The organism is Flavobacterium sp. (assembly GCF_047602195.1).
GTDB lineage: Bacteria > Bacteroidota > Bacteroidia > Flavobacteriales > Flavobacteriaceae > Flavobacterium.
The window spans coordinates 25,505-50,538 of record NZ_JASGHW010000001.1 but is presented as its reverse complement, the minus strand read 5'-3'; the positions used below and the strand labels follow the sequence as shown (position 1 = coordinate 50,538).

20 protein-coding genes are annotated in these 25,034 nt (G+C 47.1%); 8 read left to right on the top strand and 12 right to left on the bottom strand.

Features of this window, described 5'->3' with window-relative positions; all coding sequences use genetic code 11:
- Nucleotides 1-75: 75 nt before the first annotated feature.
- The gene (locus QM717_RS00240) at nt 76-1,422 is read left to right on the top strand and encodes a DEAD/DEAH box helicase (protein WP_415033644.1); all 1,347 of its coding nucleotides are present in this window, start codon (nt 76-78) and stop codon (nt 1,420-1,422) included.
- A gap of 74 nt (nt 1,423-1,496) precedes the next feature.
- Here the strand turns inward: QM717_RS00240 and QM717_RS00235 are convergent, their stop codons facing one another.
- Nucleotides 1,497-2,600 (bottom strand): lactonase family protein, encoded by a 1,104-nt coding sequence (locus QM717_RS00235; RefSeq protein ID WP_415033642.1) that lies wholly within the window; start codon nt 2,598-2,600, stop codon nt 1,497-1,499.
- Between the two features lie 141 nt (nt 2,601-2,741).
- Here QM717_RS00235 and QM717_RS00230 point away from each other — a divergent pair, with 141 nt between their 5' ends.
- From QM717_RS00230 to QM717_RS00220, 3 genes are read left to right on the top strand one after another with little or no spacing between them, the layout of a single operon-like run.
- Nucleotides 2,742-4,682, top strand: a complete 1,941-nt coding sequence (locus QM717_RS00230) for a vWA domain-containing protein (RefSeq protein ID WP_415033640.1) — start codon at nt 2,742-2,744, stop codon at nt 4,680-4,682.
- Nucleotides 4,679-5,935: a dihydroorotase gene (locus QM717_RS00225; protein ID WP_415033638.1), complete on the top strand. Its 1,257-nt coding sequence runs from the start codon at nt 4,679-4,681 to the stop codon at nt 5,933-5,935. The genes QM717_RS00230 and QM717_RS00225 overlap by 4 nt, the downstream gene beginning before the upstream one ends.
- A complete protein-coding gene (locus QM717_RS00220) occupies nt 5,928-6,251 on the top strand; it encodes a hypothetical protein (RefSeq protein WP_415033636.1) in 324 nt (107 codons plus the stop codon). Before QM717_RS00225 ends, QM717_RS00220 begins: the two co-directional genes overlap by 8 nt.
- Here QM717_RS00220 and QM717_RS00215 read toward each other — a convergent pair whose 3' ends face one another.
- Nucleotides 6,252-8,540, bottom strand: a complete 2,289-nt coding sequence (locus tag QM717_RS00215) for a gliding motility-associated C-terminal domain-containing protein (protein ID WP_415033634.1) — start codon at nt 8,538-8,540, stop codon at nt 6,252-6,254. It lies immediately after the preceding gene.
- A gap of 136 nt (nt 8,541-8,676) precedes the next feature.
- Here QM717_RS00215 and QM717_RS00210 point away from each other — a divergent pair, with 136 nt between their 5' ends.
- Complete coding sequence (locus QM717_RS00210) at nt 8,677-9,324, top strand: alpha/beta hydrolase (protein WP_415033632.1); 648 nt, start codon at nt 8,677-8,679, stop codon at nt 9,322-9,324.
- 134 nt (nt 9,325-9,458) lie between these two features.
- On the opposite strand, the gene QM717_RS00205 is transcribed toward QM717_RS00210, so the two are convergent.
- A complete protein-coding gene (locus QM717_RS00205) occupies nt 9,459-9,971 on the bottom strand; it encodes a hypothetical protein (protein WP_415033630.1) in 513 nt (170 codons plus the stop codon).
- Between the two features lies 1 nt (nt 9,972).
- Nucleotides 9,973-10,737: an MBL fold metallo-hydrolase gene (locus tag QM717_RS00200; RefSeq protein WP_415033628.1), complete on the bottom strand. Its 765-nt coding sequence runs from the start codon at nt 10,735-10,737 to the stop codon at nt 9,973-9,975.
- Nucleotides 10,738-10,826: 89 nt separating this feature from the next.
- On the opposite strand from QM717_RS00200, the gene QM717_RS00195 reads away from it, so the two are divergent.
- Nucleotides 10,827-12,287, top strand: a complete 1,461-nt coding sequence (locus QM717_RS00195; RefSeq protein WP_415033626.1) for a TonB-dependent receptor — start codon at nt 10,827-10,829, stop codon at nt 12,285-12,287.
- 162 nt (nt 12,288-12,449) lie between these two features.
- Here the strand turns inward: QM717_RS00195 and bcp are convergent, their stop codons facing one another.
- On the bottom strand, nt 12,450-12,902 hold the full coding sequence (gene bcp / locus QM717_RS00190) for a thioredoxin-dependent thiol peroxidase (protein ID WP_415033624.1): 453 nt from the start codon (nt 12,900-12,902) through the stop codon (nt 12,450-12,452).
- 262 nt (nt 12,903-13,164) lie between these two features.
- On the opposite strand from bcp, the gene QM717_RS00185 reads away from it, so the two are divergent.
- Entirely contained in the window at nt 13,165-13,830 is a 666-nt protein-coding gene (locus QM717_RS00185; protein WP_415033622.1) for an endonuclease III domain-containing protein, read from the top strand.
- Between the two features lie 109 nt (nt 13,831-13,939).
- Here QM717_RS00185 and QM717_RS00180 read toward each other — a convergent pair whose 3' ends face one another.
- The 3 genes from QM717_RS00180 to QM717_RS00170 form a co-directional block, all read right to left on the bottom strand.
- Nucleotides 13,940-14,083: a hypothetical protein gene (locus QM717_RS00180; RefSeq protein WP_415033620.1), complete on the bottom strand. Its 144-nt coding sequence runs from the start codon at nt 14,081-14,083 to the stop codon at nt 13,940-13,942.
- A 55-nt stretch (nt 14,084-14,138) separates the two neighbouring features.
- Nucleotides 14,139-14,723 (bottom strand): RNA polymerase sigma factor, encoded by a 585-nt coding sequence (locus QM717_RS00175; RefSeq protein WP_415033618.1) that lies wholly within the window; start codon nt 14,721-14,723, stop codon nt 14,139-14,141.
- 212 nt (nt 14,724-14,935) lie between these two features.
- Nucleotides 14,936-15,694, bottom strand: a complete 759-nt coding sequence (locus tag QM717_RS00170; RefSeq protein WP_415033616.1) for a family 16 glycosylhydrolase — start codon at nt 15,692-15,694, stop codon at nt 14,936-14,938.
- Nucleotides 15,695-16,049: 355 nt separating this feature from the next.
- On the opposite strand from QM717_RS00170, the gene uvrA reads away from it, so the two are divergent.
- A complete protein-coding gene (uvrA, locus tag QM717_RS00165; RefSeq protein ID WP_415033614.1) occupies nt 16,050-18,839 on the top strand; it encodes an excinuclease ABC subunit UvrA in 2,790 nt (929 codons plus the stop codon).
- A gap of 29 nt (nt 18,840-18,868) precedes the next feature.
- On the opposite strand, the gene QM717_RS00160 is transcribed toward uvrA, so the two are convergent.
- From QM717_RS00160 to QM717_RS00145, 4 genes are all read right to left on the bottom strand, one after another.
- Entirely contained in the window at nt 18,869-19,324 is a 456-nt protein-coding gene (locus tag QM717_RS00160; protein ID WP_415033612.1) for a hypothetical protein, read from the bottom strand.
- Between the two features lie 234 nt (nt 19,325-19,558).
- Nucleotides 19,559-21,025, bottom strand: a complete 1,467-nt coding sequence (locus QM717_RS00155; RefSeq protein WP_415033610.1) for an oligosaccharide flippase family protein — start codon at nt 21,023-21,025, stop codon at nt 19,559-19,561.
- 1 nt (nt 21,026) lies between these two features.
- Complete coding sequence (locus QM717_RS00150) at nt 21,027-22,307, bottom strand: glycosyltransferase family 4 protein (protein ID WP_415033608.1); 1,281 nt, start codon at nt 22,305-22,307, stop codon at nt 21,027-21,029.
- A gap of 27 nt (nt 22,308-22,334) precedes the next feature.
- The gene (locus tag QM717_RS00145) at nt 22,335-24,773 is read right to left on the bottom strand and encodes a YfhO family protein (RefSeq protein ID WP_415033606.1); all 2,439 of its coding nucleotides are present in this window, start codon (nt 24,771-24,773) and stop codon (nt 22,335-22,337) included.
- Nucleotides 24,774-25,034: the final 261 nt, after the last annotated feature.

Sequence of the window (25,034 nt, the reverse complement as noted above, 5' to 3'; positions counted from 1 at the left end):
CTGTTAAATTATATTTAATTTAAATCATTTCGATTAAAATCAAGTTTGTGTACCTTTGCCCAAAATCACCGCAAAATGAGTACGTTCGAACAGTTCAACCTCCCAAAATCATTGCAAAAAGCGATGGACGACTTGGGATTCCAAAACCCTACGCCCATCCAGCAGAAGTCTTTTTCCGTGATCATGTCGGGCCGTGACATGATGGGCATTGCACAAACCGGAACCGGAAAAACGTTTGCCTACTTGCTGCCGCTGTTCAAATTGTACAAGTTCACACCTACCGAAACCCCAAAAATCGTCATCCTCGTCCCTACGCGCGAACTCGTCGTACAGGTCGTGGAAGAAGTCGAAAAACTGACCAAATACATGTCGGTGCGCACCTTGGGGATTTACGGCGGCGTCAACATCAATACCCAAAAAACCTCTGTCTACGAAGGGATTGACGTATTGGTTGGCACCCCGGGCCGTGTGATGGACCTCGCGCTCGATAACGTGATCCGATTCGACGAGACGCAAAAACTCGTCATCGACGAATTCGACGAAATGCTCAACCTCGGGTTCCGTCCGCAGATTACCTCGATCCTGGCGATGATGAAACCCAAAAGACAAAACATCCTGTTCTCGGCTACGATGACCGACGAGGTCGATGAAATGCTCGAAGATTATTTCGATTTCCCCGAAGAAGTCACGCTTGCCGCCTCGGGAACACCGCTTGAAAAAATTGCACAATCGGTTTATTCCGTCCCGAATTTCAATACCAAGATCAACCTGCTCAAACAGTTGCTCAACCAAGACGAATCGATGGAACGCATCCTGGTTTTTGTCAACAACAAGAAAATCGCCGACATGCTGCATGAGCGCATCGACGCCGATTTTTCCGAACAATTTGGCGTGATCCATTCGAATAAATCACAGAATTACCGTCTCAATACGATGGCCGAATTCCAGCAAGGGAATTTGCGCGGCATCATCACGACCGATGTCATGGCGCGCGGACTCGACATTTCGAACATTTCGCATGTGATTAATTTCGAGATGCCCGAATTGCCCGAACAATACATCCACAGAATTGGACGAACCGGCCGTGCCGACGCCACCGGGATCGCAATCAGTTTTGTGACGCCACGCGAGGAAGAAATGAAAATCGAAGCAGAAATGCTCATGAACCAGGAAATCGACACCATGGATTTGCCTGAAGATATCGAAATCTCCACCCAACTGATCGGCCCTGAAAAGGAAAAGGAAAAAGTCAAGTTCCTGATGAAAAAGCCGAAAATCAGCGACAGCGGCGCCTTTCATGAAAAATCGGCCAAGAATAAAAAAGTGAATCTTGGCGGCCCCGGGAAAACCAAAAAGAAAACGGGTTCGGTCAACCGAAATCTGTTGCGTGAGCAGAATAAAAAGCGCAATAAAAAAAAGTGATTTTAGATCGTCGGATTTTCAGATTATCGGATCGTCAGAATCTGAAAATCTGAAAAATCCGAAAATCTGAAAATCTACTCCACAAAAACCAGACAAACCGGCGAACACAATTCGATTCTTTTACCAGTGTCGGTCAACATTCCCGTTTGGGCATTCCGTTCAAAAATCACCACATCATTGGTATACTGGTGCGCGACGAGCACGTATTTCCCAGTCGGGTCGATAACAAAATTACGCGGCTCTTTTCCTTGCGTGGGGATGCTCTGTTTGCGTGTGAGCTTGCCGTTGGAATCGATGGCGAACACCGCAATCGTATTGGCTTCTCCCCTATTGGTCGCATATAAAAATTTCCCGTCGGGCGAAATATGGATGTCGGCCGCACTGGTTTCACCTGTAAAATCCTTGGTCACGATCGTCGTTTCCTGAACCCTGCGCAGCTTGGCGTTTTCATAGGCGAAAACTGTCAAAGTACCGTCAAGTTCCTGCAACAAGTAGATGAATTTGCCGTTGGGCGAAAAGGTCAAATGCCGCGGTCCGCTTCCTGTTTTGATGGCGATGGTGTCCTTGAATTTGAGGATTTCGTTTTCAGATTCGGGTTGGTATCGGTACAAATAAATGCGGTCGGTGCCAAGGTCGTTCGCCAAAACGAATTGTTTGTCGGGCGAAAACTGCAATTGGTGCACGTGCGGGCTTTCCTGGCGTTTGGTGGTGCTTTTACCGCGGTGCTGAATGACTTGCTTGGCCTTGAGTAAACTGCCATCATCGCTTTTCTTGAAAACGGCAATCGATCCACCCGAATAATTGGCGACCAGCACATTTGTATCGTCGTTGATGATGTGGCATGGATCAGCGCCTTCGGACGACAATTTGTTCACCAAAACTATTTTTCCCGATTTGGCATCGTATGCAAACGCACTCACGGTACTTTCCTTGCCGCTTTCGTTGACGCTGTAAATCATTTTTTGGTCGGGTGAAACCGACAGGAAACTGGGATTGGACACTTTGTCGGATTGGCTTTTCAATTTGCTGTCGGCGGTTTCCGCATTGAAATCGTAAGTGTAGATGCCGTCGCTTTTGCAATTGTTGGTATAGGTCCCGATCAATAAATTGTAATGCTTTTGGGCATGGGCGCTCGCAAAAAAGACAATCGATGCAACAAGGGGAAAATATTTTTTCATGGATGGATTTTGATTGATGTAAATGTAAATCTTTATAAATTTAAAATGGAATTAACACGGTTCAAAATGAAAAAAATGGTATTTTTGACAGCCGTGAAAAAGCCAAACCAAACCTGACGGCAAAGTAAATTCGCAAACAGAATGCAGTTCAAGCACCCGGAAATCCTTTACTTCCTTTTTTTACTGGCCATTCCCATTCTGGTGCATCTGTTCCAATTGCGGCGTTTCAAGAAAGAATATTTCACCAATGTGCGTTTCCTCAAGGAATTGTCGATCCAAACGCGCAAAAGCTCGAAACTCAAGAAATACCTGCTGCTGGCCACGCGATTGCTGTTGCTCGCCTGTGTGATATTGGCTTTTGCCCAACCTTTTTTCAAGGCCAAGGATGCCAACAATGCGACCAACGAAATGTTCATCATCCTCGACAATTCGTTCAGTATGCAGGCCAAAGGACAGAAGGGCGAACTGCTCAAACGCGCGGTACAGGATTTACTCGAAAGCGCGCCCGAAAACATGCCATTTTCGCTGATTACGAACTCGGAGAATTTTTGGAACACCGACATCAAGTCGATCCGCAACGATTTGCAGAATTTGAACTATTCGGCCGCCCCGTTCCAACTCGACCAACAGATCGCCAAGATCAAGTCGCGTCCGTCGGTCTTTGACAAAGACATCATTGTGATCACCGATGCGGTCGGATTGCAACAAAACCAACTCAAAAACCTCGATCCCAAATCGAATACCTATTTCATCCTCCCAAAAGCCGAGCAGAAAAACAATGTGGCCATCGACAGCGTCTACATCAAGCAGACGCTCGACAATTTCTATGACATCGGCATCGACCTGAAATTGTACGGTGAACTTTCGAACGACATTCCGATAGCGCTGTACAACAAAAACAAGCTCGTTGCCAAGACGCTCGTGCCATTCGACAACAAACAAAAATCGATCGGGTTTACGATTCCGAAAGAAGATTTCAACGGTTATGTTTCGATCACAGACAACGGGCTCGAATACGACAACAAACTGTTTTTCAGCATTTCCAAACCCGAAAAAACCAACGTCATTGCCATAGGGGAAGCCGATAAAAATGCGTTCCTGGCGCGCATCTACACCAACGACGAATTCAATTACAACAGTTTCACGCCGGGCGCACTCGACTACAACCTGCTCGAGAAACAGGATGCCATCGTGGTCAACCAGCTCAAGGAAATCCCGCAGGCTTTGCAAACGACGCTCAAATCGTTTGTGGAGAAAGGCGGCAATTTGGTGGTGATTCCAGCGGCCGACAGCCCGGTTTCGAACCTCAATGCCTTTTTGTCTTCGTTTGGCGCGATCCAATTCAAGACGGCGCAACCGACGAAAAAATTGGTGACGAAAATCAACTTCAACCATCCGCTGTTTCGTTCGGTTTTCGAGAAAAAAATCGACAATTTCCAATATCCCGAAACCAAAATCGGTTTCCCGATCGGTACCAATGCTCCGGCGGCGTTGACCTATGAAGACCAGAGCGCGTTTTTGGTCGGCATCCAGAATCCGGTTTCGGCGGTCTATGTTTTTACGGCCCCGATCGACAAGGCCAATTCGAATTTCCAGAATTCGCCCTTGATTGTCCCGACCTTTTACAACATGGCGCAAAGCAGCAGAAAAACGGGCATCATTGCGATGACCATCGGTGAAAACAAACTGTTTTTTGTCGATGCCTTGTTGTCGAAAGACGAAATCGTTTCGGTCAAGGATGTGGCCGATGCCTCGGGGGAAAAGTTCATTCCGGTGCAGCAGATCCTCAACAACAAAGTCAAGCTCACCTTCAACGATTATCCCGAACAGGCTGGAAATTTTGGCATTTTCAAACAAGACGAACTGCTTAGAAACATCAGTTTCAATTACGCCCGCACCGAAAGCGACCTCAATCTGGCCAACCCCGATGCGATCTCCGACTACAAAACGGCCGAAAACGCCGACCATGTTTTCAACCTTTTGCAAACCAACCGCACCGACAACCAAATCTGGAAATGGTTTGTTATTTTTGCATTGTTATTCTTAATTACCGAAATACTCATCCAAAAACTGGTCAAATGAACCTAATCATCAGAGCCGCCAAGATCATCGATCCCCAAAGTAAGTTTCACGACAAAACAGTCGATTTGCACATTGAAAACGGGACGATACTCAAGATTGGCTCCACGTTGCCCAACCCAGACAAACGCAAGGAAATCAAACTAGACAATCTACACGTTTCGCAAGGCTGGTTCGACAGCAGCGTGTCATTGGGCGAACCGGGTTTTGAAGACCGCGAAACGATTGCCAATGGCCTGAATGTGGCCGCCAAAAGCGGATTTACCGCGATTGCTTTGCAACCCAATTCGCTGCCCATCATCGACAACCAATCGCAGGTCAATTTTGTACAGTCGAGGGCAAATGGTTCGGCGACCCAATTGTTCCCGATCGGGGCGCTGACCAAGAACTCGGAAGGCAAAGACCTGGCCGAATTGTACGATATGAAAAATGCCGGGGCGGTGGCCTTTGGCGATTACAATAAGCATCTCGAAAACGCGAACCTGCTCAAGATTGCCCTGCAGTATGCACAGGATTTCGACGGACTCGTGATTGCATATGCCCAAGACTCGAATATCAAAGGAAACGGCGTGGCCAACGAGGGCATCGTTTCGACCCGTCTCGGATTGAAAGGCATCCCGAATCTCGCCGAGGAATTGGTAGTCGCACGCAACTTGTTTTTACTCGAATACACGGGCGGTAAAATGCATATTCCGACAATTTCAACGGCCAAATCGGTACAATTGATCAAGGAAGCCAAAGCCAAGGGATTGCAAGTCACGTGCAGTGTTTCGGTACATCATCTGGTGTTGACCGATGGAAAACTGGACGGATTCGACACGCGATATAAAGTGACGCCGCCGTTGCGCACCGATGCCGACCGAAAAGCTTTGCTCAAAGGCATCAAGGACGGAACGATTGACATGGTTACCTCCGACCACAACCCGATTGACATCGAACACAAGAAAATGGAATTCGATTTGGCCAAAAACGGCACCATCGGTTTGGAAAGCGCTTTTGGGGCTTTGATGACCGTACTTCCGCTGGAAACCATTGTCGAAAAACTCACGGCCGGAAAATCGATTTTCGGAATGGAAAACAACGCCATTGCGGAAGGCGAAAAAGCCAGCCTGACGCTTTTCACCCCCGAAGGAAATTGGGTCTTCACCAAAGAAAACATCCAATCCAAATCTAAAAATTCGGCTTTTTTGAACACCAAAATGACCGGACGCGCCTACGGCATCTACAACCAAGGAAAATTATCGTTGCATGAATAATACCGTCGAAGAAGGAAAAACCACGGCCATTGTCGCTTACCTGACCATCATTGGTGCGGTAACTGCCATTTTTATGAACCAGGACAAGAAGAATGAATTCGCTTCGTTCCACATTCGCCAGGCGCTGGGAATTTTCCTGTCGTTTTTCCTGCTCAGTTATTTTGTAGGAAACATCGACAGTTGGACCGCTTCGGTGGCGTTTTATATCTTTTACTTTGTGTTGTGGATGTACGGATTTTTGGGCATGCTCCAAGGTAAAATGAACCTAATCCCGGTACTGGGACAATACTTCCAAAAGTTTTTCAAATCGGTTTGATTACTTATTGAGGTAAACCCAACCGGTTTTGGTTGCCTCGTTTTTGAAATCGATCACGTAATAATAGACCCCGGTAGGCAATTCCTTTCCGTCATCGGTTTGTCCGACCCACTGGTTGGTGTAATCGCTTTTGCCATACACCTGCACCCCATAACGGTTGAAAATCTTGATTCCGGACGCCTGCATCAAACGCAGGTCGAAGAAATCGTTCGAACCGTCGCCGTTGGGCGAAACGCCACGCTGGATGTCGCAATAGGTATTTTCGAGCACAATGTCGTGGTCGCGTGAACAGCCATCGGCGGTAGTCACCGTAACCGAAAACGACAACGGTAAAGCAGCCTGTGCATTGGATTGCTGAAAGGCCGTCACGTTGAACACATTCGAAGTCGATACCTGGTTGTTTGCATACTGCCAATCGTAGGATGCCGTTTGCGGATCAAAACCATTGGCAATCGGGACAGGCTGCAAAAACAATTGTCCGGCATTGCAAAATTTGTTGATATCGAAGTCAAATGCATCATAAACCCCAACCTGCATGGTCGCTTGCCGGCCACAGGAACCATCAGGATAAAAAGTATACAATGTGGTTTGCATATTGTTTTCAACAGGTTGCCAGTGGCCTGTGATGCCTTCCAAGGAAACCAACGGCAAACCAAATGATTCTCCTCGGCAAATGCCCGGCAGGGGTTCGAATGTAGGGCTTGTTATCGGCAAGACTTCAATACTTTCCGAAATCGAAAGCGGGTTGGAACAATTGCCACCAACGCCCAAGATGTGCGTCAGTTCGATCTGTTGGTCGGCGTTGGCATTATTGACCGAAACCACGACCGAACCATTGCTCCCGACGGTGACCGTTTGCTGTGCACCGTCATTGATGGCATAGGTAATCTGATCTCCTGCGGCGGCATTGATCGTAAAAACGGCATTTTCGCCTGCACAAATCGGGGTTTGTACGGTCAACGTGGGTGGCGCGCACACCGAACCGCAAATGTAAACGATGGGCGGTGTGATGAAATCGAAGGTTTGCTGGGTGGCTTCATTGAAACTTCCATCTCCCATGGAACCTTCAATACGGTGCCCGACATATCCATACCTGGGACTGCCCAATTTGACGACGGCCGTCGAATGCCCGCCCACTTCCACTTGCGTAATGACATCGGTGGGCAGGATGCCATTGGGTATTTTAAGGTAATTGGCGTCGAATTCGTTATCAAGCCCCAGCATGTACCGGTCGTTATTCCCTGCAGTAAGCAATTGTCCGTTCTGCCTGATGATGGCCAATCCGGGCGCGCCGTCAAAATGTTCGTTGGCCGAAATCCAGGTGGCATCGGTAACCTCGTTCCAATCCAAGGTCATGGCTTTCACCCAACTAAACCTTTCAAAGGTACTGTTGTCGCCCAATTGCGCGAACATGTTGCGCCCCAACCCATACACTTTTCTATCTGTTCCCAAAATATAATAGGACGTATTGGCCGAATAGATGTTGGTCGATACAATCATCTTGATGCCGGGCAATCCTTCGGGCAAAACCATTTGCGTGGCGTAATTCCTGTTTTGCGGCGGGGTTCCATCACCAAAATAAACCGATCTTCCCCAGGTCCACAATGTCCCATCCGATTTCAAGGCATAGCCCACCGAAACATTGCCGCGCGCTACAATGATGTCGGTAAGCGGTTCATTCGGGGCGGTCATGACTTGCGACCATTGGGTTGCGCTGCCGTTTCCGCCATTGCCCCTGACATCCGGGCCGTTCATAGACAGTACATAAACGTTTCCTGAACAACTCGTTATAATGATGGTCTCCGAAGTCACGAAAAGCATTTTTACCTGTTCCGGCGATACACCCGCCGGCAACCCATCGGTCTTTCCGGCGACCGTGAGTTTTTTGAAATAGGTATCGGCTATTTGATAATCGACTACGACTCCCGGACCACCAATGGCAAACAAACCTGTAGAGGTGAGCACGATCATTTGCTGGGCACCGCCGATTCCTACTTTATAAACCGTACCGGTCAACTGCGGATAGTTGGTATTGTCGATGAAAGCCGGGGAATAAAAACTCCAGCCGGAATCCATGTCTTCGCCCCAGACCTTCCACAGCGCATCGGGTTGCTGGATATAGGTGGCGTGAAAACCCGATCCCATATTGTCGTATTCGATATCGGCCGCATTGTCATTCGAATAAAGACCGGCATTGCCGTTACACCCGATTTCGGTGCATTGCGACCAGGCGGCGAGCTGCCACAACAAAAGAAATGCGGCAAGAAGTGTAGAAGTTTTTTGTTTCACGAGCTCGATTTTTAGGGATTTGTAGTAGTAATCGAATGCGTTCGGCTATTTTTTCGCCAGTATTTTTAATTTACATTTGTGCTGATTTTTACCAAATATATATTTTATTAACATACATTTCCTAAAATACCCTAATATGCCGTTACATTATTTGGTTCGCGAACCCAAAACCAAAAAAGACAAAAACCCACTTTTGCTGCTGCTGCACGGTTATGGCAGCAATGAAGAAGATTTGTTTTCGTTCGCCTCCGAACTCCCTGAACAATCCTATGTGATTTCGGCCCGTGCACCCTATGACTTGATGTACGGCAGCTACGCCTGGTATGCGATCAATTTCGATGCCGACGAGAACAAGTTTTCCGACATCGGGCAAGCGATCGAATCGCGTGATCTGATTGCCAATTTTATAGATGAACTGGTTGCGAAATATCCCATCGATGCCGAAAACATCACTTTGATTGGATTCAGCCAAGGGTCGATCTTGAGTTATGCCGTGGCACTTTCCTATCCGCAAAAAATCAAGCAGGTCGTGGCGATGAGCGGTTATGTGAATCCAGAAATGGCCGTTGCCCATTTTGCACAGAACGATTTCTCCAAGCTACGTATTTTTGCCTCGCACGGTACGGTAGACCAAGTCATTCCGGTGGATTGGGCACGCAAGACCAAACCTTTTCTGGACCAACTCTATGTTGAAAATGTTTACAAGGAATATCCGGTCGGACATGGCGTTTCGCCGCAGAATTTCTATGATTTCAGGAATTGGCTTGAAAATTCGGTAGCCTAGCCCTGATTGAAGTGTAAATCCTTTTATGCAGCACAGCGGAATAAAAGATTGCAACGGAAAGCAGGATTAAGCTCCTAAAAATAGAAAGCCGGAAACATTGCATTTCCGGCTTCCTTATTTGAATAAGCTGCTTCTTAGTTGGTCGATTTCGGATACAAAAACGAATCCACCACCACAAAACTCACCGATTCGTCAGGGTTGGTGAAATACTTGAGCACCACTTCTCCCCAGTATTCACCGTCGCTGTAGTCGGCCAAAATCCAACGGTGGTTGACGACCTTGATCTTGTTGATGATGAATTTCTGTGCCCCGATCTGTTCCTGTCCGGTATACGGATTGCCTTTCGGGTCTTCGTTGTAATCGAGCAGTTTTTCGGTGACCAGTGGGATGAGTTTGTCGTACGGAATGAATTTGCCGTTGGTCGCGCTGACTTCGAGGTAATTCTGTGCGTTCTGGTTGTTCTCGAGCGCGAAGTAATTCGCATCGTCGATTTTGGCCGTCAATGCTGCGATGCTGTCGGTCAATTTTTTGCTGACTTCGCCGCTGTGGCCTTTCTCGAAATTGGCTTCCTTGCTGAAATAGGCATACGTGAACACGTTCATCAACACGGCGAGAATGAACAAATAAAGGAACAGTGATTTTTTCATCTTAAATGGTAATTGCTAGGTTATCGTAGGCCACAAAAACGTTCTCGGGCAACTTGCTCTGGATCTCGGCGTGGAATCCGAAAGTATGGCTGATGTGCGTGAGATAAGTTCTTTCCGGCCGCACCAAAGTTATAAAATCGAGCGCTTCCTGCAAATTGAAATGCGAATGGTGCGCTTCTTCGCGCAATGCATTCACCACAAGCACTTTGACGCCTTTGAGTTTGTCGATTTCGGAAGCCTCGATGGTTTTCACATCGGTCAGGTAGGCAAAATCGTCGATACGGTAACCGAAAACCTGTAAATTGCCATGCATGACGTTGATTGGAATCGCGGTTTTGTCGCCGAGCGCAAACGGCTGGTTGTTGACCACTTCGATTGGAATCACCGAAGGCGCACCCGGGTATTTGTTTTCGGTCTCGAACACATAGTCGAAACGGCGCGCCAGGTTGTCTAGGACGCGTTTGTGCCCATAAACCGGCATATCGCCTTGGCGGAAATTGAACGGCCGGATGTCGTCCATACCGGCGGTATGGTCGGAATGTTCGTGCGTATAAACGATACCATCGACGCGCTGGCAACCCGAAGTGAGCATCTGCTGGCGGAAATCGGGGCCGCAATCGACCACAAAAGAATGGCCTTCCCACGAAATCCAAATCGAAACCCGTAACCTTTTGTCCTTGGGGTCGCTGCTCAGGCAAACCGGATGATGACTCCCGATGACGGGAATGCCCTGAGAAGTTCCGGTGCCTAAAAAATATACGTTCAACTGTGTTATTTTTTTACAAAAATAGCATTAATATCTTTTATTAAAGCCCCAATTTGTTAACTTTGTCTTGTTTTGACAGAGCAATTACAATGGATATTGAAATTAAATTAAAAGGCGACAAAGTCATTGAGACGATTCCATCGGTCAAGGACAAGGCGCTGCGAATCAACCTAAACGAAAACATTTACGGAACTTTCGCCGAAATTGGTGCCGGACAGGAAACTGTGCGTCATTTCTTTCGTTCGGGCGGTTCTTCGGGTACGATTGCTAAGGCAATGTCGGCCTACGATAAGGATTTCAGTGATGCGATTTATGGCGTCGAGAGCGATGGCCGTTATGTGACTGAAAGCCGTCTCAAAAAAATGCTCACGCACGAAGTCAACCTCATTGAAAGACGTTTGAGCCGTGAGAAACACCCCAACAAGATTTTCTTCAGCTATGCCAATACGGTGGCAACGATCGACTTTGCCAAGCAGTTCAAGGGCCACGGCTGGGTCGGGATCAAATACCAAATCGAGCCTGACGAAGATTATAACGAAATTACTTTACACATCCGTTTCAAGGAAACCGATGCGCGTTTGCAACAGGAAACGTTGGGCGTACTTGGTGTGAACCTGATTTACGGTGCGTTCTACAAATACAACGACCCGAAAAAATTGCTGCGTTACCTGTACGACCATCTGGACAAGGACCAGTTGGAAATCGACACGATCAATTTCTCGGGACCGCGTTTTGCCGATGTCGACAACCGACTCATGAGTTTGCAGCTCGTTAAGAACGGCATGACCGACGCGGTGATGTTCGACCCAGACGGCAAGAACATTTTACCCGCTGCGATTTTATACAAGAAAAACATTTTGGCCTTGCGCGGCAGTTTCCGTCCGGTAACCAAAGTGAACATGGACATGTACGAGAAATCGTTGAAAATGTTCCTCGAGGAAAGCAAGGTCAGCAAGGAAAATACATTGGTCGTTTTTGAGATTACACTTTCGAATTTGCGTTCGGAAGGCGAAATCGACGAACGCGACTTCATGGACCGCGCCGAATTGCTGTGCTCACTGGGACAAACGGTCATGATCTCGAACTTCCAGGAATACTACAAAGTGGTCGAATACTTCTCGAGCTACACCAAGGCGAGAATGGGATTGGCGATGGGCGTGAACAACCTCGTCGACATTTTCGATGAGAAATATTACCGTCATTTGAGCGGTGGAATCCTCGAAGCGTTTGGTAAATTGTTCTACCGCGATTTGAAAGTGTTCCTGTACCCGATGGTGGGCGAAGAAGGCGAAATCATCAATTCGGAGAATTTGAAAGTACATCCGCGAATGAAGGAATTGTACAAATTCTTCAAGTTCAACGGCAAGGTCGTCGACATCAACGATTTCGATCCGCATACTTTGGAAGTATTCTCGCGCGAAGTACTCAAAATGATCGGCAACGGCAAACCGGGCTGGGAAGAAATGCTCCCGAAAGGTATTGCCGAAATCATCAAACAGCACCAGTTGTTTGGTTATGACCCGAACAGGATTTTGGAGAAAACCAATTAGAAACAAGACCGCTGCGCTTCTAGAGCAAAGAACCAAGACATCATAAAAAGATGTTTCGAAAATAAAAAAACCGTTTGGGATTCCAGACGGTTTTTCTTTTTTAGATTCTTTCAGCGAAGCGGTCTTGCAGCGCAGCGGTCTTGGCTCTAATAGTAAAGCGGTCTATTTCAAAATCTGTGCAGCGTGCTCCTTCGTCTTGACTTTCTCAATCACCTCCTCCAAAATTCCTTTTTCGTTGATGACAAAAGTGGTGCGGTGGATGCCGTCGTATTCGCGGCCCATGAATTTCTTCGGACCCCAAACGCCAAACGCATTGATAACCGATTTGTCTTCGTCGGCCAGTAATGGAAACGGCAAGTTGTATTTGGTAATGAACTTGGCCTGCTTCTTTTGCGTGTCGGCACTCACCCCAAGCAGTTCATAACCTTGCGCCTGAAAGGTCTGATAATTGTCGCGCAGGTTACAGGCTTCGTTGGTACAACTGGGCGTATCGGCGGCGGGATAGAAAAAGACGACGAGTTTTTTGCCTTTGTAATCGGAAAGTTGGTGGAGTTTGCCGTCTTGGTCGAGGGCTTTGAAATTGGGCGCTTTGTCGCCGGGTTTGAGGTGTGTCATTTTTTGCGGATTGAATAAAACTTCGAAATTCGTTGTTCGTTAATCAACATTCGACATTTTTGAATTTCATTTTTTGAATTTCGAATAATGAACAACGAATGCCGAATATTGAACTGGGTTCCTGCCCCGGATTCCTTCGGCAGTCGCTTCGCTCGTGTGAAGCGGTATCCTTTTTCCTGTTTCTTTAACAGGGAAAAGATAGAGCGGAAAGCCGGATTAGGCCCAAAAAACCATTATATTTACGCTGCAAATTTACGCATAAATGACCAAAAAAGAACGCGCCCAATTCGTCATCCAGACGCTCAAAGAAATTTACCCGACGGTTCCGATCCCGCTCGACCACAAAGATGCATATACGCTGCTGATTGCGGTATTGTTATCGGCGCAATGCACCGATGTACGTGTGAACCAAATCACGCCGATCTTGTTTGCCAAGGCCGACAATCCGTATGATATGGTCAAGATGAGCATCGAGGAAATCAAGGAAATCATCAAGCCGTGCGGGCTTTCGCCGATGAAATCGAAAGGCATCCATGGTTTGTCTGAAATTTTGATTGAGCAATACAACGGGCAAGTGCCGCAGAGTTTTGAGGCTTTGGAAGCCTTGCCTGCCGTCGGTCACAAAACGGCGAGTGTGGTAATGAGCCAGGCGTTTGGCGTTCCGGCTTTTCCGGTCGATACGCACATCCACCGGTTGATGTACCGCTGGGGCTTGTCGGATGGAAAAAATGTGGTGCAGACCGAGAAAGATGCCAAGGCATTGTTTCCCAAAGAAACCTGGAATGATTTGCATCTGCAGATCATTTACTACGGGCGCGAATATTCTCCGGCGCGCGGCTGGAACCTTGACAACGACATTATTACGAAGGAAATCGGAAGAAAATCGGTTTTGGACGACTATTATAAATTAGCCAAGCCTCGAAAATAATTTTTTTAGAGCACTTGCGAACTGGCGAAGCAATTCTCGAATTAATAGATTCTAATTCGAGAATTCGTGGCCAGCAAAAAAAACATCCCGATTGGATCGGGATGTTTCTTTAATTAGCTATGTTTTCAATTTTCATTTTACCCACTTTGATAAAGCTCAGTGCTTTGGAGTAACTCAATAAAAAAGAAACGGTCTCTTTTTTAGGTTTCATTGAATTGGTAACTAATTTTTCTTTAGAGTAAATTTTTGCCATGCTGCAGTTTTTATTGTTAGGTATAACTACAACGTGAAGTTACTCAAAATATTATTTAGTTGGTCAAAATAATTTGATGTTTTTCAATGACTTTGCGCAAATTCATCAGGGCATAACGCATACGTCCGAGTGCGGTATTGATGCTAACGCCTGTCAATTCTGAGATTTCTTTGAAACTGAGGTCCTGATAGATACGCATCATGAGCACCTCTTTCTGGTCTTCGGGCAATTCCTCGATGAGTCTTTTGAGGTCCATTTCGACCTGGTCCGAAATCATCTGGTTTTCGATCGTCAGGGAATTGTCGCTCATGATCGAAAAAATAGAAAACTCATCGGTTTCCCTGAACATCGGCATTTTTTTGTTTTTGCGGAAATGGTCAATGATCAGGTTGTGTGCGATTCGCATCACCCATGGCAGGAATTTCCCTTCCTCGTTGTATGAATTGGATTTCAGGGTTTTGATTACTTTGATAAAAGTATCTTGGAAAATGTCGTCTGAGATATCACGGTCGGCTATCTTTGAATAGATGAAACCATATATCTTGGATTCATGCCTGGTGATCAATGTAGCTAAAGCACTTTCGTCTCCTGCGACATAGTTCTTCACCAATAAAGCGTCTGGGGTTTGAACATTAGCCATAAAATTACCTTTTAGTTTTGATTTAAGTTTTGAGCGTTTTCTCTAAAAAGTAGTTTTTTATTATAGGCGTCCTGTTAAAGTTTATTTAATTCTTACCCAAATATAAGGTAATTAATTTTTACAAAGCAAACATTGTTCCAAAATTTAACAGTTATAGCACAATATGAACCATTTTTATGATTTTTTTACAGCGTATCGAATCAAACCTTACATTATTGATAAACACGGATGTAATCCACCACAAATTGCTGCGGAAAGATCGCATCGTCCACCGCCGGCCCACCGAAATTTCCACCGATGGCCATATTGACGATGATGTAAAACGGTTGATCGAACGGCCAACTGTGCTCGGTCTTGCTTTCTGGATTGTACGTAAATACCTTTTGGTCGTCCACAAAGAAATCCATTTGATCCTTGTCCCATTCTACGGCAAAGAGATGGAATCCGTCCTCAATCCCCAAAACTTCGGTCTTCTTGCCATGCCCATTGTCGCCATGCCCATCCTGCGTATGCAAGGTTGTATACACATGCTCGGGCTGTCTGCCGATGTATTCCAGAATATCGATCTCGCCGCTTTTGGGCCAGCCCACGGTTGAAATATTCGAACCCAGCATCCAAAACGCCGGCCAGATGCCCATGCCCGTCGGCAGTTTCGCGTGGCATTCAATGCGGCCGTATTGGAATTCCTTTTTGCCTTTGGTCGTGATGCGCGTGGAAGTGTAGCGCTGTTTTTCATTCTTGGCCGTGATCGTCAGATTACCTTTGCTGATCGTATGGTTGTCCTTGGTGTATTCCTGGCGTTCATTGTTGCCCCAGCCGCAAATGTTCGGGCAGCCATTGCCGAGTTCAAAATTCCAGTTTTTCTCGTTGAGCTTGCTGCCGTTGAAATTTTCTTCCCAGACCAATTTTCGTTTGGTTTGTGCCCAACAGATTTGGGTTCCGATCAACACCAATAGAATGATTTTTTTCATGTTTTAATTCGTTAGATTCAAATGATTTTGCAATGGGATAAAAGTATCGAATGCCATCAAATACCGATTAAAATTCCGGTACATACAAACCATACAGCCGTCAATTTGAAGGAATACCACTACGAACCACCGTTGGTTTCACAACCTCCCCCATGAACAGCCTGCGCAAAATAGTCCCAAATCCGGCTACTATATCGATTTCGATTGTGGTAATGTATAGGTAAAAAGAACTTGGGTTGTGGTAAAAAAGACACCATGCCGTATTGATTTCCATCGAGATTAACAAAAATTTGCCTTGGAGCGACTCTTTAAACGAGCCAAGAATTGATTACCTTTGCACACATTCTTATCCGTTATGAAAACTCCCGATATCGCCACGCTCGAACCCAAAAAAAACATCCTGATCAAAGGCGCGCAGGTGCACAACCTCAAGAACCTTGACGTAGCCATCCCGCGAAATAAACTCGTCGTGATTACCGGACTTTCGGGTTCGGGAAAGTCCTCGTTGGCATTCGATACTTTATACGCCGAAGGACAACGCCGTTACGTAGAAAGCTTATCCTCATATGCACGCCAATTCCTGGGACGTCTCGACAAGCCCAAGGTCGAATACATCAAAGGCATTGCGCCCGCGATTGCAATCGAGCAGAAAGTCAACACCACCAATGCGCGTTCGACCGTCGGCACCTCGACCGAAATTTACGATTACTTAAAACTTTTATACGCCCGGATCGGAAAGACATTTTCGCCGGTTTCGGGACGCGAAGTCAAGAAAGATACGGTTTCGGATGTCATCAACGATGTCAAGACCTTTGAAACCGACAGCAAATGGCTGCTCCTGGCCCCGGTCTACGCCGAAAAAGGACGCACCATCGAGGAAAAACTCAAAGTCCTGCTCCAGCAAGGTTTCGCGCGTATTTTTGTCGATGGCGAAATGCTGCGCATCGACGAATTGGGCGACATCGACTTGGATGGAAAAACCGTCTCGCTGATCATCGACCGCATCATCGTCAAGCAAGAGGAAGAATTCTACAACCGTTTGTCCGATGCGGTGCAAACTGCTTTTTTTGAAGGCAAAGGATTTTGTTTCCTGCACGAACTCGGTTCGGCCAAGCGCATCGACTACAGCAACAATTTTGAACTCGACGGCATTACGTTCCTCGAACCGAACGTGCATTTGTTCAGTTTCAACAATCCGTATGGCGCGTGCCCGGTCTGCGAAGGCTACGGCAACATCATCGGTATCGATGAGGAACTCGTGATTCCCAACACGGCCTTATCGGTCTATGAAAATGCAATCTATCCGTGGCGTGGCGAAAGCATGGGCTGGTACCGTGACGAACTTGTCAAGCACGCCTATAAATTCGATTTCCCGATCCACAAGCCGTTTTTCCAGCTCACCGACGAACAGAAAGCGCTGGTTTGGGACGGCAATGAATATTTCCAAGGCTTGAATGCCTTCTTCCGCGAACTAGAGGAAAAGAACTATAAAATCCAAAACCGCGTGATGCTGTCGCGCTACCGCGGCAAGACGAAATGTTATTCGTGCAAAGGCAAACGCCTGCGTGTCGAGGCTTCGTATGTCAAGATCGGCGGCAAGACGATTTCGGATCTGGTCGATATGCCGATCCGCAAATTGGCGCAATTCTTCAACGAACTCGAACTGTCCGATTTCGACCAGAAAGTCGGCAAACGATTGCTCATCGAAATCAGAAACCGCATCCGATTTCTCGTGGAAGTCGGTTTGGATTATTTGACGTTGAACCGAAATTCGGCTTCGCTTTCGGGCGGGGAATCGCAGCGCATCAACCTCGCCACTTCATTGGGCAGTAGCCTTGTGGGATCGATGTATATTTTGGATGAACCGAGCATTGGTTTGCATCCGAAAGACACCGAACGTCTAATCAACGTTTTGTTGTCATTGCGCGACCTTGGCAATACCGTCATTGTCGTCGAGCACGACGAAGACATCATGCGCGCGGCCGACATGATCATCGACATCGGGCCCGAAGCCGGAACCTATGGCGGGAATCTCGTCGCCCAAGGCACGTATGCCGAAATATTGAAATCGGATTCATTGACCTCGCAATATTTGAGCGGCAAGATGGAAATCAAGGTACCGCGCCAAAGACGCAAATGGAGCAATTACATCGAAATCCTCGGCGCGCGTGAAAACAATTTACAAAATGTAGACGTCAAGTTCCCATTGGAAGTCCTGACCGTCATCACCGGCGTTTCGGGCAGTGGAAAAAGTACGCTTGTCAAGAAAATCCTGTTTCCGGCCATGCAGAAAAAAATCGAAGGCGTGGGCGAAAAGGCCGGACAGTTTACCGAAATGCGCGGCTATTACCATAAAATCCAGCACATCGAATACGTCGACCAAAACCCGATTGGGCGCAGTTCGCGTTCGAATCCGGTGACTTACATCAAAGCCTACGACGACATCCGCGATTTGTATGCGAAGGAAAAACTGTCGAAAATCCGTGGCTACCAATCCAAACATTTCTCGTTCAATGTTGACGGCGGCCGTTGCGAAACCTGCAAAGGCGAAGGTTCGATCAATGTAGAAATGGTCTTCATGGCCGACGTGCAATTGGTATGCGACACCTGCAACGGCAAGCGATTCAAGAAGGAAATCCTCGAAGTGAATTTTGAAGGCAAAAACATCGACGACATTTTGACGATGACCATTGACGATGCCGTCGCATTTTTCAAGGAACACAAACAGACCAAAATCGTCCAGAAATTGCAACCATTACAAGACGTCGGTTTGGGTTATGTGCAACTCGGCCAGTCTTCCTCTACCCTTTCGGGCGGCGAGGCGCAGCGCATCAAATTGGCATCGTTCCTGGTCAAAGGAAGCACGAAAGACAAGGCGTTGTTTGTATTCGACGAACCGACTACAGGTTTGCATTTCCACGACATCCGCAAATTATTGGCTTCGTTCGACGCGCTCATCGACAAAGGCCATTCGATCATTGTCATCGAACACAACCTCGATCTGATCAAATGTGCCGACCACATCATCGACCTCGGACCCGAAGGCGGCGAGAACGGCGGACAGATCCTGGCCATCGGCACACCCGAGGAAATCGTCCAGAACAAAGATTCGATCACCGGAAAATACCTCAAGGATAAACTGTAAAAAAAGCCTGCGATTGCAGGCTTCTTTATTTAATTGTCACGTTCGTCGTCGTCATCGGTGATGTGGAAGACAAAAATCTTGACGTATCGCTTTTCGTTGCTTTCATACGAATAGGTCAGCGTTTTCTTTTTGGGATCGAGCACGAGTTTGCCGCGCGCATTCTTGGAGCGCAGCACCCAGGTCGAATTGCCTTCGTCATCGATATTGAATTGGATGATTGAGCCGTGGTAAGTTCGTACATTGCCATCATCGGTCAGCGCAAGCAAAATGTAGCCGTTGCTCCGGGAACCGATTTCACGGATGTCGATCACGGAATTCTCAAACTCGGTGTCGCGCAAATCGTAGGCGTCCCTGCCTTCGTTCCAGACATAGAACATGCGGTTGTCTGACTTGTACCGCTTCTGGTCGTTTACTTTTTCAGGTAGTTGTTGGGCGAAAACGACGGTTTGTAGCAACAGTAAAAAAACAGTTAGGGTGTTTTTCATTGGATCAGTTTTACTAAAAATACAAAAATGGTTTCTTCGGGATGGCAAAGTAAACACATCTTTTCTTAAAATTACCGCAAACTTAAGTTATTATTATCCAATAATTTAATTATTAAATTCTTAAAGTTTTGTAACCGAAATTGTTTTGGCATACCAATTGAAATAACCGTATCAAAGTTGGTTAGATAATTGGTTTGTTTGAAGGTCCCGTCGGTTTCCGGCGGGATTTTCTTTTTAACGGCGTTTGAGTCTATTCAAAAAACCGTCCATGACCTGGTTCATTTCGGGTGAAATCGCGAGTTTGTAATTGGCATACAAATAAACCACGGCAATCAAAATCGACTTCAAACCGATGTTGATGATCGGATTGAAACCAAAATCCCAAAAATAAAACAGCACGAATACGCCGCTGATGATTCCCATCGATTTTATGGTATGGCGCGTAAACGGATACAAATCCATTTTCTTAATCACGAACAGCAACTTTACAATGTTGTACACAACGATCGAAATGAGTGTCGCCAAGGCCGCACCCACAATGCCGTACGCAGGAATCAACACCATGTTAAGCACGATCATCATCACGACGAGCAAGGCGCCGAACAGCAAAACCGCACGGTAATATTTGGTGTTCAAAATGATTGCGTTGTTGTTTCCGAGAATCAGGTCGGAGAATTTCGACAACCCGATCAGGAAAACCACAAGCACGCCGCCGCTGTATTCGGCCGGCAGCAATTTGTACAGTTCATGGATGTTGAGAAAAATCCCGAGCATGATCAATCCGCCGAAAACCTGCAGGTTGATCGCCGATTTCTTGTACAGATCATTGAGTTCATCGTATTTTTCCTCGCTCATCAATTTGGCCGTAATCGGATAAATGATCTGCAGCATCGCACGGCTCGGCACGGCAATCACCGTCGCGATAAAAATCGCCACCGAATAATAGGCGTTGTTGTCGATGTCTTTGTAATTCGGGATCATGACCTTGTCGAAATCGATCAGCATCACGCCCACACTGCCCGAGAGGATGATGAAAAGTGAATAGCCAAAAATATCCTTGACGTTGTGCGGCAACGAAAAATGCAGCTTGGGCGTCTTGACGTACATCGCATAGGCGAACATCGCCAGCAGTTGCAAACCGTAGGCTGCCGTCGCGCCATACAGGAAATGTTCCTTCGAAATCCAGCCCCAATGCACGCCGAACAGCAACACCATAACGATCACGCGCACCAAAATCTCACTGATGAAATTCCCAAAAACCGACTGCATGTGCACTTTGACCCAGGCGTAAAACACCTCAAAATACCCCATGCAAATCCCGACGGTCGGAATGAGCCACAGATACGGCTCGATCGATGGATTTTTCTCCAGGATATGCACAGCGAGTTCATCGAAAAACAAACCGCAAAGCAATAATATCGGGACAATCAACAGCAACGGCATCCACAGCATAAAACTCAGGAATTCCTCACGTTCCGCTTCCGACTTGCACCTGGTATAAAAACGAACCAACGTATTGTGCACGCCAAAGGCCATCAGCGGCATCATGATGTTGGCTGCCGAAAGCACAAAGGTCGTGATCCCATAATGCATTTTGCCGAGGAAATTCGTGTACAAAAACAACGCATTGACCGCACCGATCCCAAACCCGACATAGGTCCAGATCGTATTCTTGATCGATTGGTTGATGACGATGCCCATGCTATTGCTTTAAGAGTTTGGCCAGTTGCGCGGTCAGGTTTTTTCTGGAATACTGCTGCAAACCGACGGGATGCGAACGCAATTGCTTTTGTAAAAACTGATCGTAATAACCCAGGATTTGTCCTTTGAGTTTTTCCTTTTCGTCGTACGTAAAAAACACGCCCGTATTGGTTTGCGTGATGATTTCGGCAAAATCGGAACCTTCGGGACCAATCGCAACAATCGGTCTTTCGGAAACCATGTATTCGAACAATTTGCCCGGGATGATGCTTTTGGTATCCTCCGAATCGATTTCGACGAGCAGCAAAACCTGTGATTTTCTCTGGTGTGCGATTGCTTCCTGGTGCGAGACGTAACCGAGGTTGTTCACGTATTTTGTCAAACGGAATTCTTCCAAAGTGTCGAGGATTTCCTTGCTCGTCGCACCGATCAATTTGAGTTCGAAATCACGCGCAAAGTCTTTGTTTTCTTTGATCAATTCCTTGAGCGATTTCCACAAAATACGTGGATTCCGGTCAGATAAAAACGAACCGATGTGTGCAAGCGTAAACTTTTCATCGAGCGGCTGCTTATCGACTTTCTCTACGTCGTAGCCATTGGTAATGACTTCGATGGGCTGGGAAGTAATCGCTTCGAATTCGGTTTTGGTGGTTTTGCTCGTGACCAGGATCGTATCGGCCGCATTCAAAACTTCGCGTTCCAAATCTTTGTGCTTTTGGGCCGAAGATCCGGACAGACGCAGCGATTTATGGTAACCAATCGTCGTCCACGGATCACGGAAATCGGCGATCCATCGCAACTTTAATTGGTTTTTTAATTCCAATCCGATCAAATGCAGGCTGTGCGGCGGCCCCGACGTAATAATCGTATCAATATCGTTTTCTACAATGTATTTTTCCAGAAAAGCCACCGACGGTTTGACCCAAAACACACGCGCATCGGGAATAAACAGGTTGCCGCGGATCCATAAAAAAATCTTCTCGAGGAAACTTTGCTTTCTCTGGCTCGGGATGATGCCCGAACTGATTTTTTTGGTCTTGTTTTTCGAGAAAACCGACGCCAGTCCATACGGTTCGAATATTTTCCTTTTGACAATGATGGCCTGATCCGAAATTTCGCCGACCAATTTTTCGTCCACAATCGGATAGGTCGGATTCTCGGGAACATACACCACGGGTTGGATCCCAAAATCGGGCAAATACTTGACGAATTTGAGCCAGCGCTGTACGCCCGGACCGCCCGCCGGGGGAAAATAATACGTAATGATCAGGACTTTTTTCATAGCCGCTCGTTTAGCGCCAATAAAAGTTTAGGATTGCTGCTCTTTGGCAAACCACAGTTTTCGGCGTTCGACGTAAATACCGCCCGCAAACAGGAACAACATCCCGATTGCGCTCGCCAATGCAATCGTGCTGCCTTTCTTGACGACTTCGGGTTCGAACTTGAATTCGATCGTGTGCTTTCCGGCCGGGACCAACAGGGCACGCAAGACATAATCGGCGCGGATGTGCTCGGCTTTCTTGCCGTCGATAAACGCATTCCAGCCATTGGCGTAATACATTTCAGAAAATACGGCCAAACCTTCATGGTTGTTGTTCGATACGTATTTGAGGTAGTTTGGCTTGTAGGTCACCACCGAAATCTTGGCCAGGCTGTCCTTTACGAAATTGCCCGTCGGGAGCTTGTTTCCAAATTCGGCCTTGTTGACCACGGCTTCTTCTTTGGTCTTGATGTGGTCGAGCGCTTTCATCTCCTTGTCGGCCGATTCGACGAACTGTACCCTTTTGACAAACCACGCATTGCCATTGGCCTGCGGATTTTGTGTTGGGTATGGCATTCCGGTCGTATCGGTCTGGATGATGTATTTGATGTTGAGCATGTCGATGATTTCCATGTTGTTTTTGACAATCTGGTAATCGAAAATCTGTTGCATTCTTCTCGGTTTGGCCGCATGGTATCCGCCCAATGATTTGTGGAAATACGAAGCGCGCGCGCTCGACATATTGCCTTCGACCTCAAACACGCGGTAGTGCGTGGTATCTTGTTGGATCAACGCATCGGCCTGGGTTTGCGCAAACGGTACATCGACTTCGCTCGCGCTCACAAAATCTGAACTGTCAACGTAATTCTTGTCGATGAAGAACAAATCGGCGACCATCAGCAACCCGACCAGTACGATGGCGGGAATTTGTTTGAGACGGTTCTTGAGGTACAGCCAAAGTACGAGCCCGGCCACGGCAAAGAAAAATCCCGAACGCAGCAAATCGGCCGAGTACAAACTTTTCCTGTCGTCTTTGAGGTTGTCGACAAAAACAGGCCCGTATTGCTGCATCAGTATTTCATCGGACGGCCCCGAAAACGAGAACGAACCTTTGGCCAGGAACAACACGGCAATAATTCCGAAACAGGTTCCCAATGCTTTAAATAATTCTTTCTGGCGGTCTTGCGGTTTGCCATCGATTACCGGCGCGAAAAACGCCTGCAACCCCATGATGGCCAAAACCGGCATGCACAATTCGAGCAATACCTGAATCGAAGAAACTGCACGGAATTTATTGTACATCGGGACACAATCGATAAAGAAATTCGTGAGCGTAGGCAGGTTTTTACCCCACGAAAGCATCAACGAAACAACCGCCCCGATTAAAAAAGCATATTTGATTTTGCGGCGGTCCATGAACAAACACAAAACGGCAAGGAAAAATACGACTGCACCAATATAGGCCGGCGCCGCCACCTGCGGTTGATCTCCCCAATAGGTTGGCAAGGCCGTATCTTTGGCATCGGCAGCCGGAACACCATGGCTGACCATGAATTCATACATCTTGCTGTCGGCACCCAGTTTTTCGCTCGAACCCCCAAACAATCTTGGAAAAACAAGGTCCAGACTTTCCGAAATCCCATAACTGTACTGGGTGATGTATTCGTTGCTCATCGCGTTTTGCGTCTGGCTCGGCTTGCCGTCAGGGTCAAAAGTGAGTTCGCTTTTGTCGCGTGTGCTCCATTTGGCGTATTCGGAAGTCGCCATGATGTTCGTCGCATTGGAACCGATGGCCAATAGTCCGGCAACAGCAAAAGTCGCCAAAGCCAAACCGATGGCCTTGAAGTTTTTCTCCTTGACCAATCCGACGATGAAATAGACCGAAAGCACGAGCAGCAGGATCAGCAAATAATAGGTCATCTGGAAGTGATTCGCATTGATTTCGAGCGCAGCGGCGACCATCGTGAGCAACCCACCGGCTACGTACCGCTGTCGGAACACGAGGATTACCCCAGCGATGACCATCGGCATGTAGGCGATCGCGTGTGCCTTGGCATTGTGGCCCACGCCGAGGATGACGATCAAATAGGTCGACAATCCGAAGGCAAGCGCCCCGAAAAACGACTTGAGCATGTTGATGCGCAGCGAACACAACAGAATGTAAAACCCGATGAAATACAACCAAAGGTAATCGGCAGGACGCGGCAGGAAACGCAACGCATCGTCGAGTTTTCCGATAAAATCATTCGGGTAATTGGCCCCAAGCTGGTAGGTCGGCATTCCGCCAAAAGCCGAATTGGTCCAATACGGTTCGGCATTTTCGGCAGCGCGGAAATCGTTTTGTTCCTTGGCCATACCGGTAAACTGGGCGATATCCGACTGGAATATTTTCTTGCCCTGGAGCACCGGATAAAAATAAATGAGGGAAACGAGCACAAAGCCAAGAATGGCCAGCGCATGGGGATAAATGCGGTTGAGTATTTTCATGTGAAAGGCGTGTTCCGTAAATAAAGACCAAAAATAGGTAAAAAAACGGGTTTTCGGAATTAGAAAATGGGTCAATTAGAAAATTAGATAATTAGGAAATGAGCCAATGAGAAAATGGGGCAACTGGAAAATGAGAAGATGTTGGATGATTCGGGTTCGCGTTAGATTTGACCCGAGCGCAGCGAACTGGCGCAGCAAATTAAAAGGAGACTCGAGACCGCAGGTCGAATTGTCTGGAGCGATAGCGGAAGAAAAGCCCGG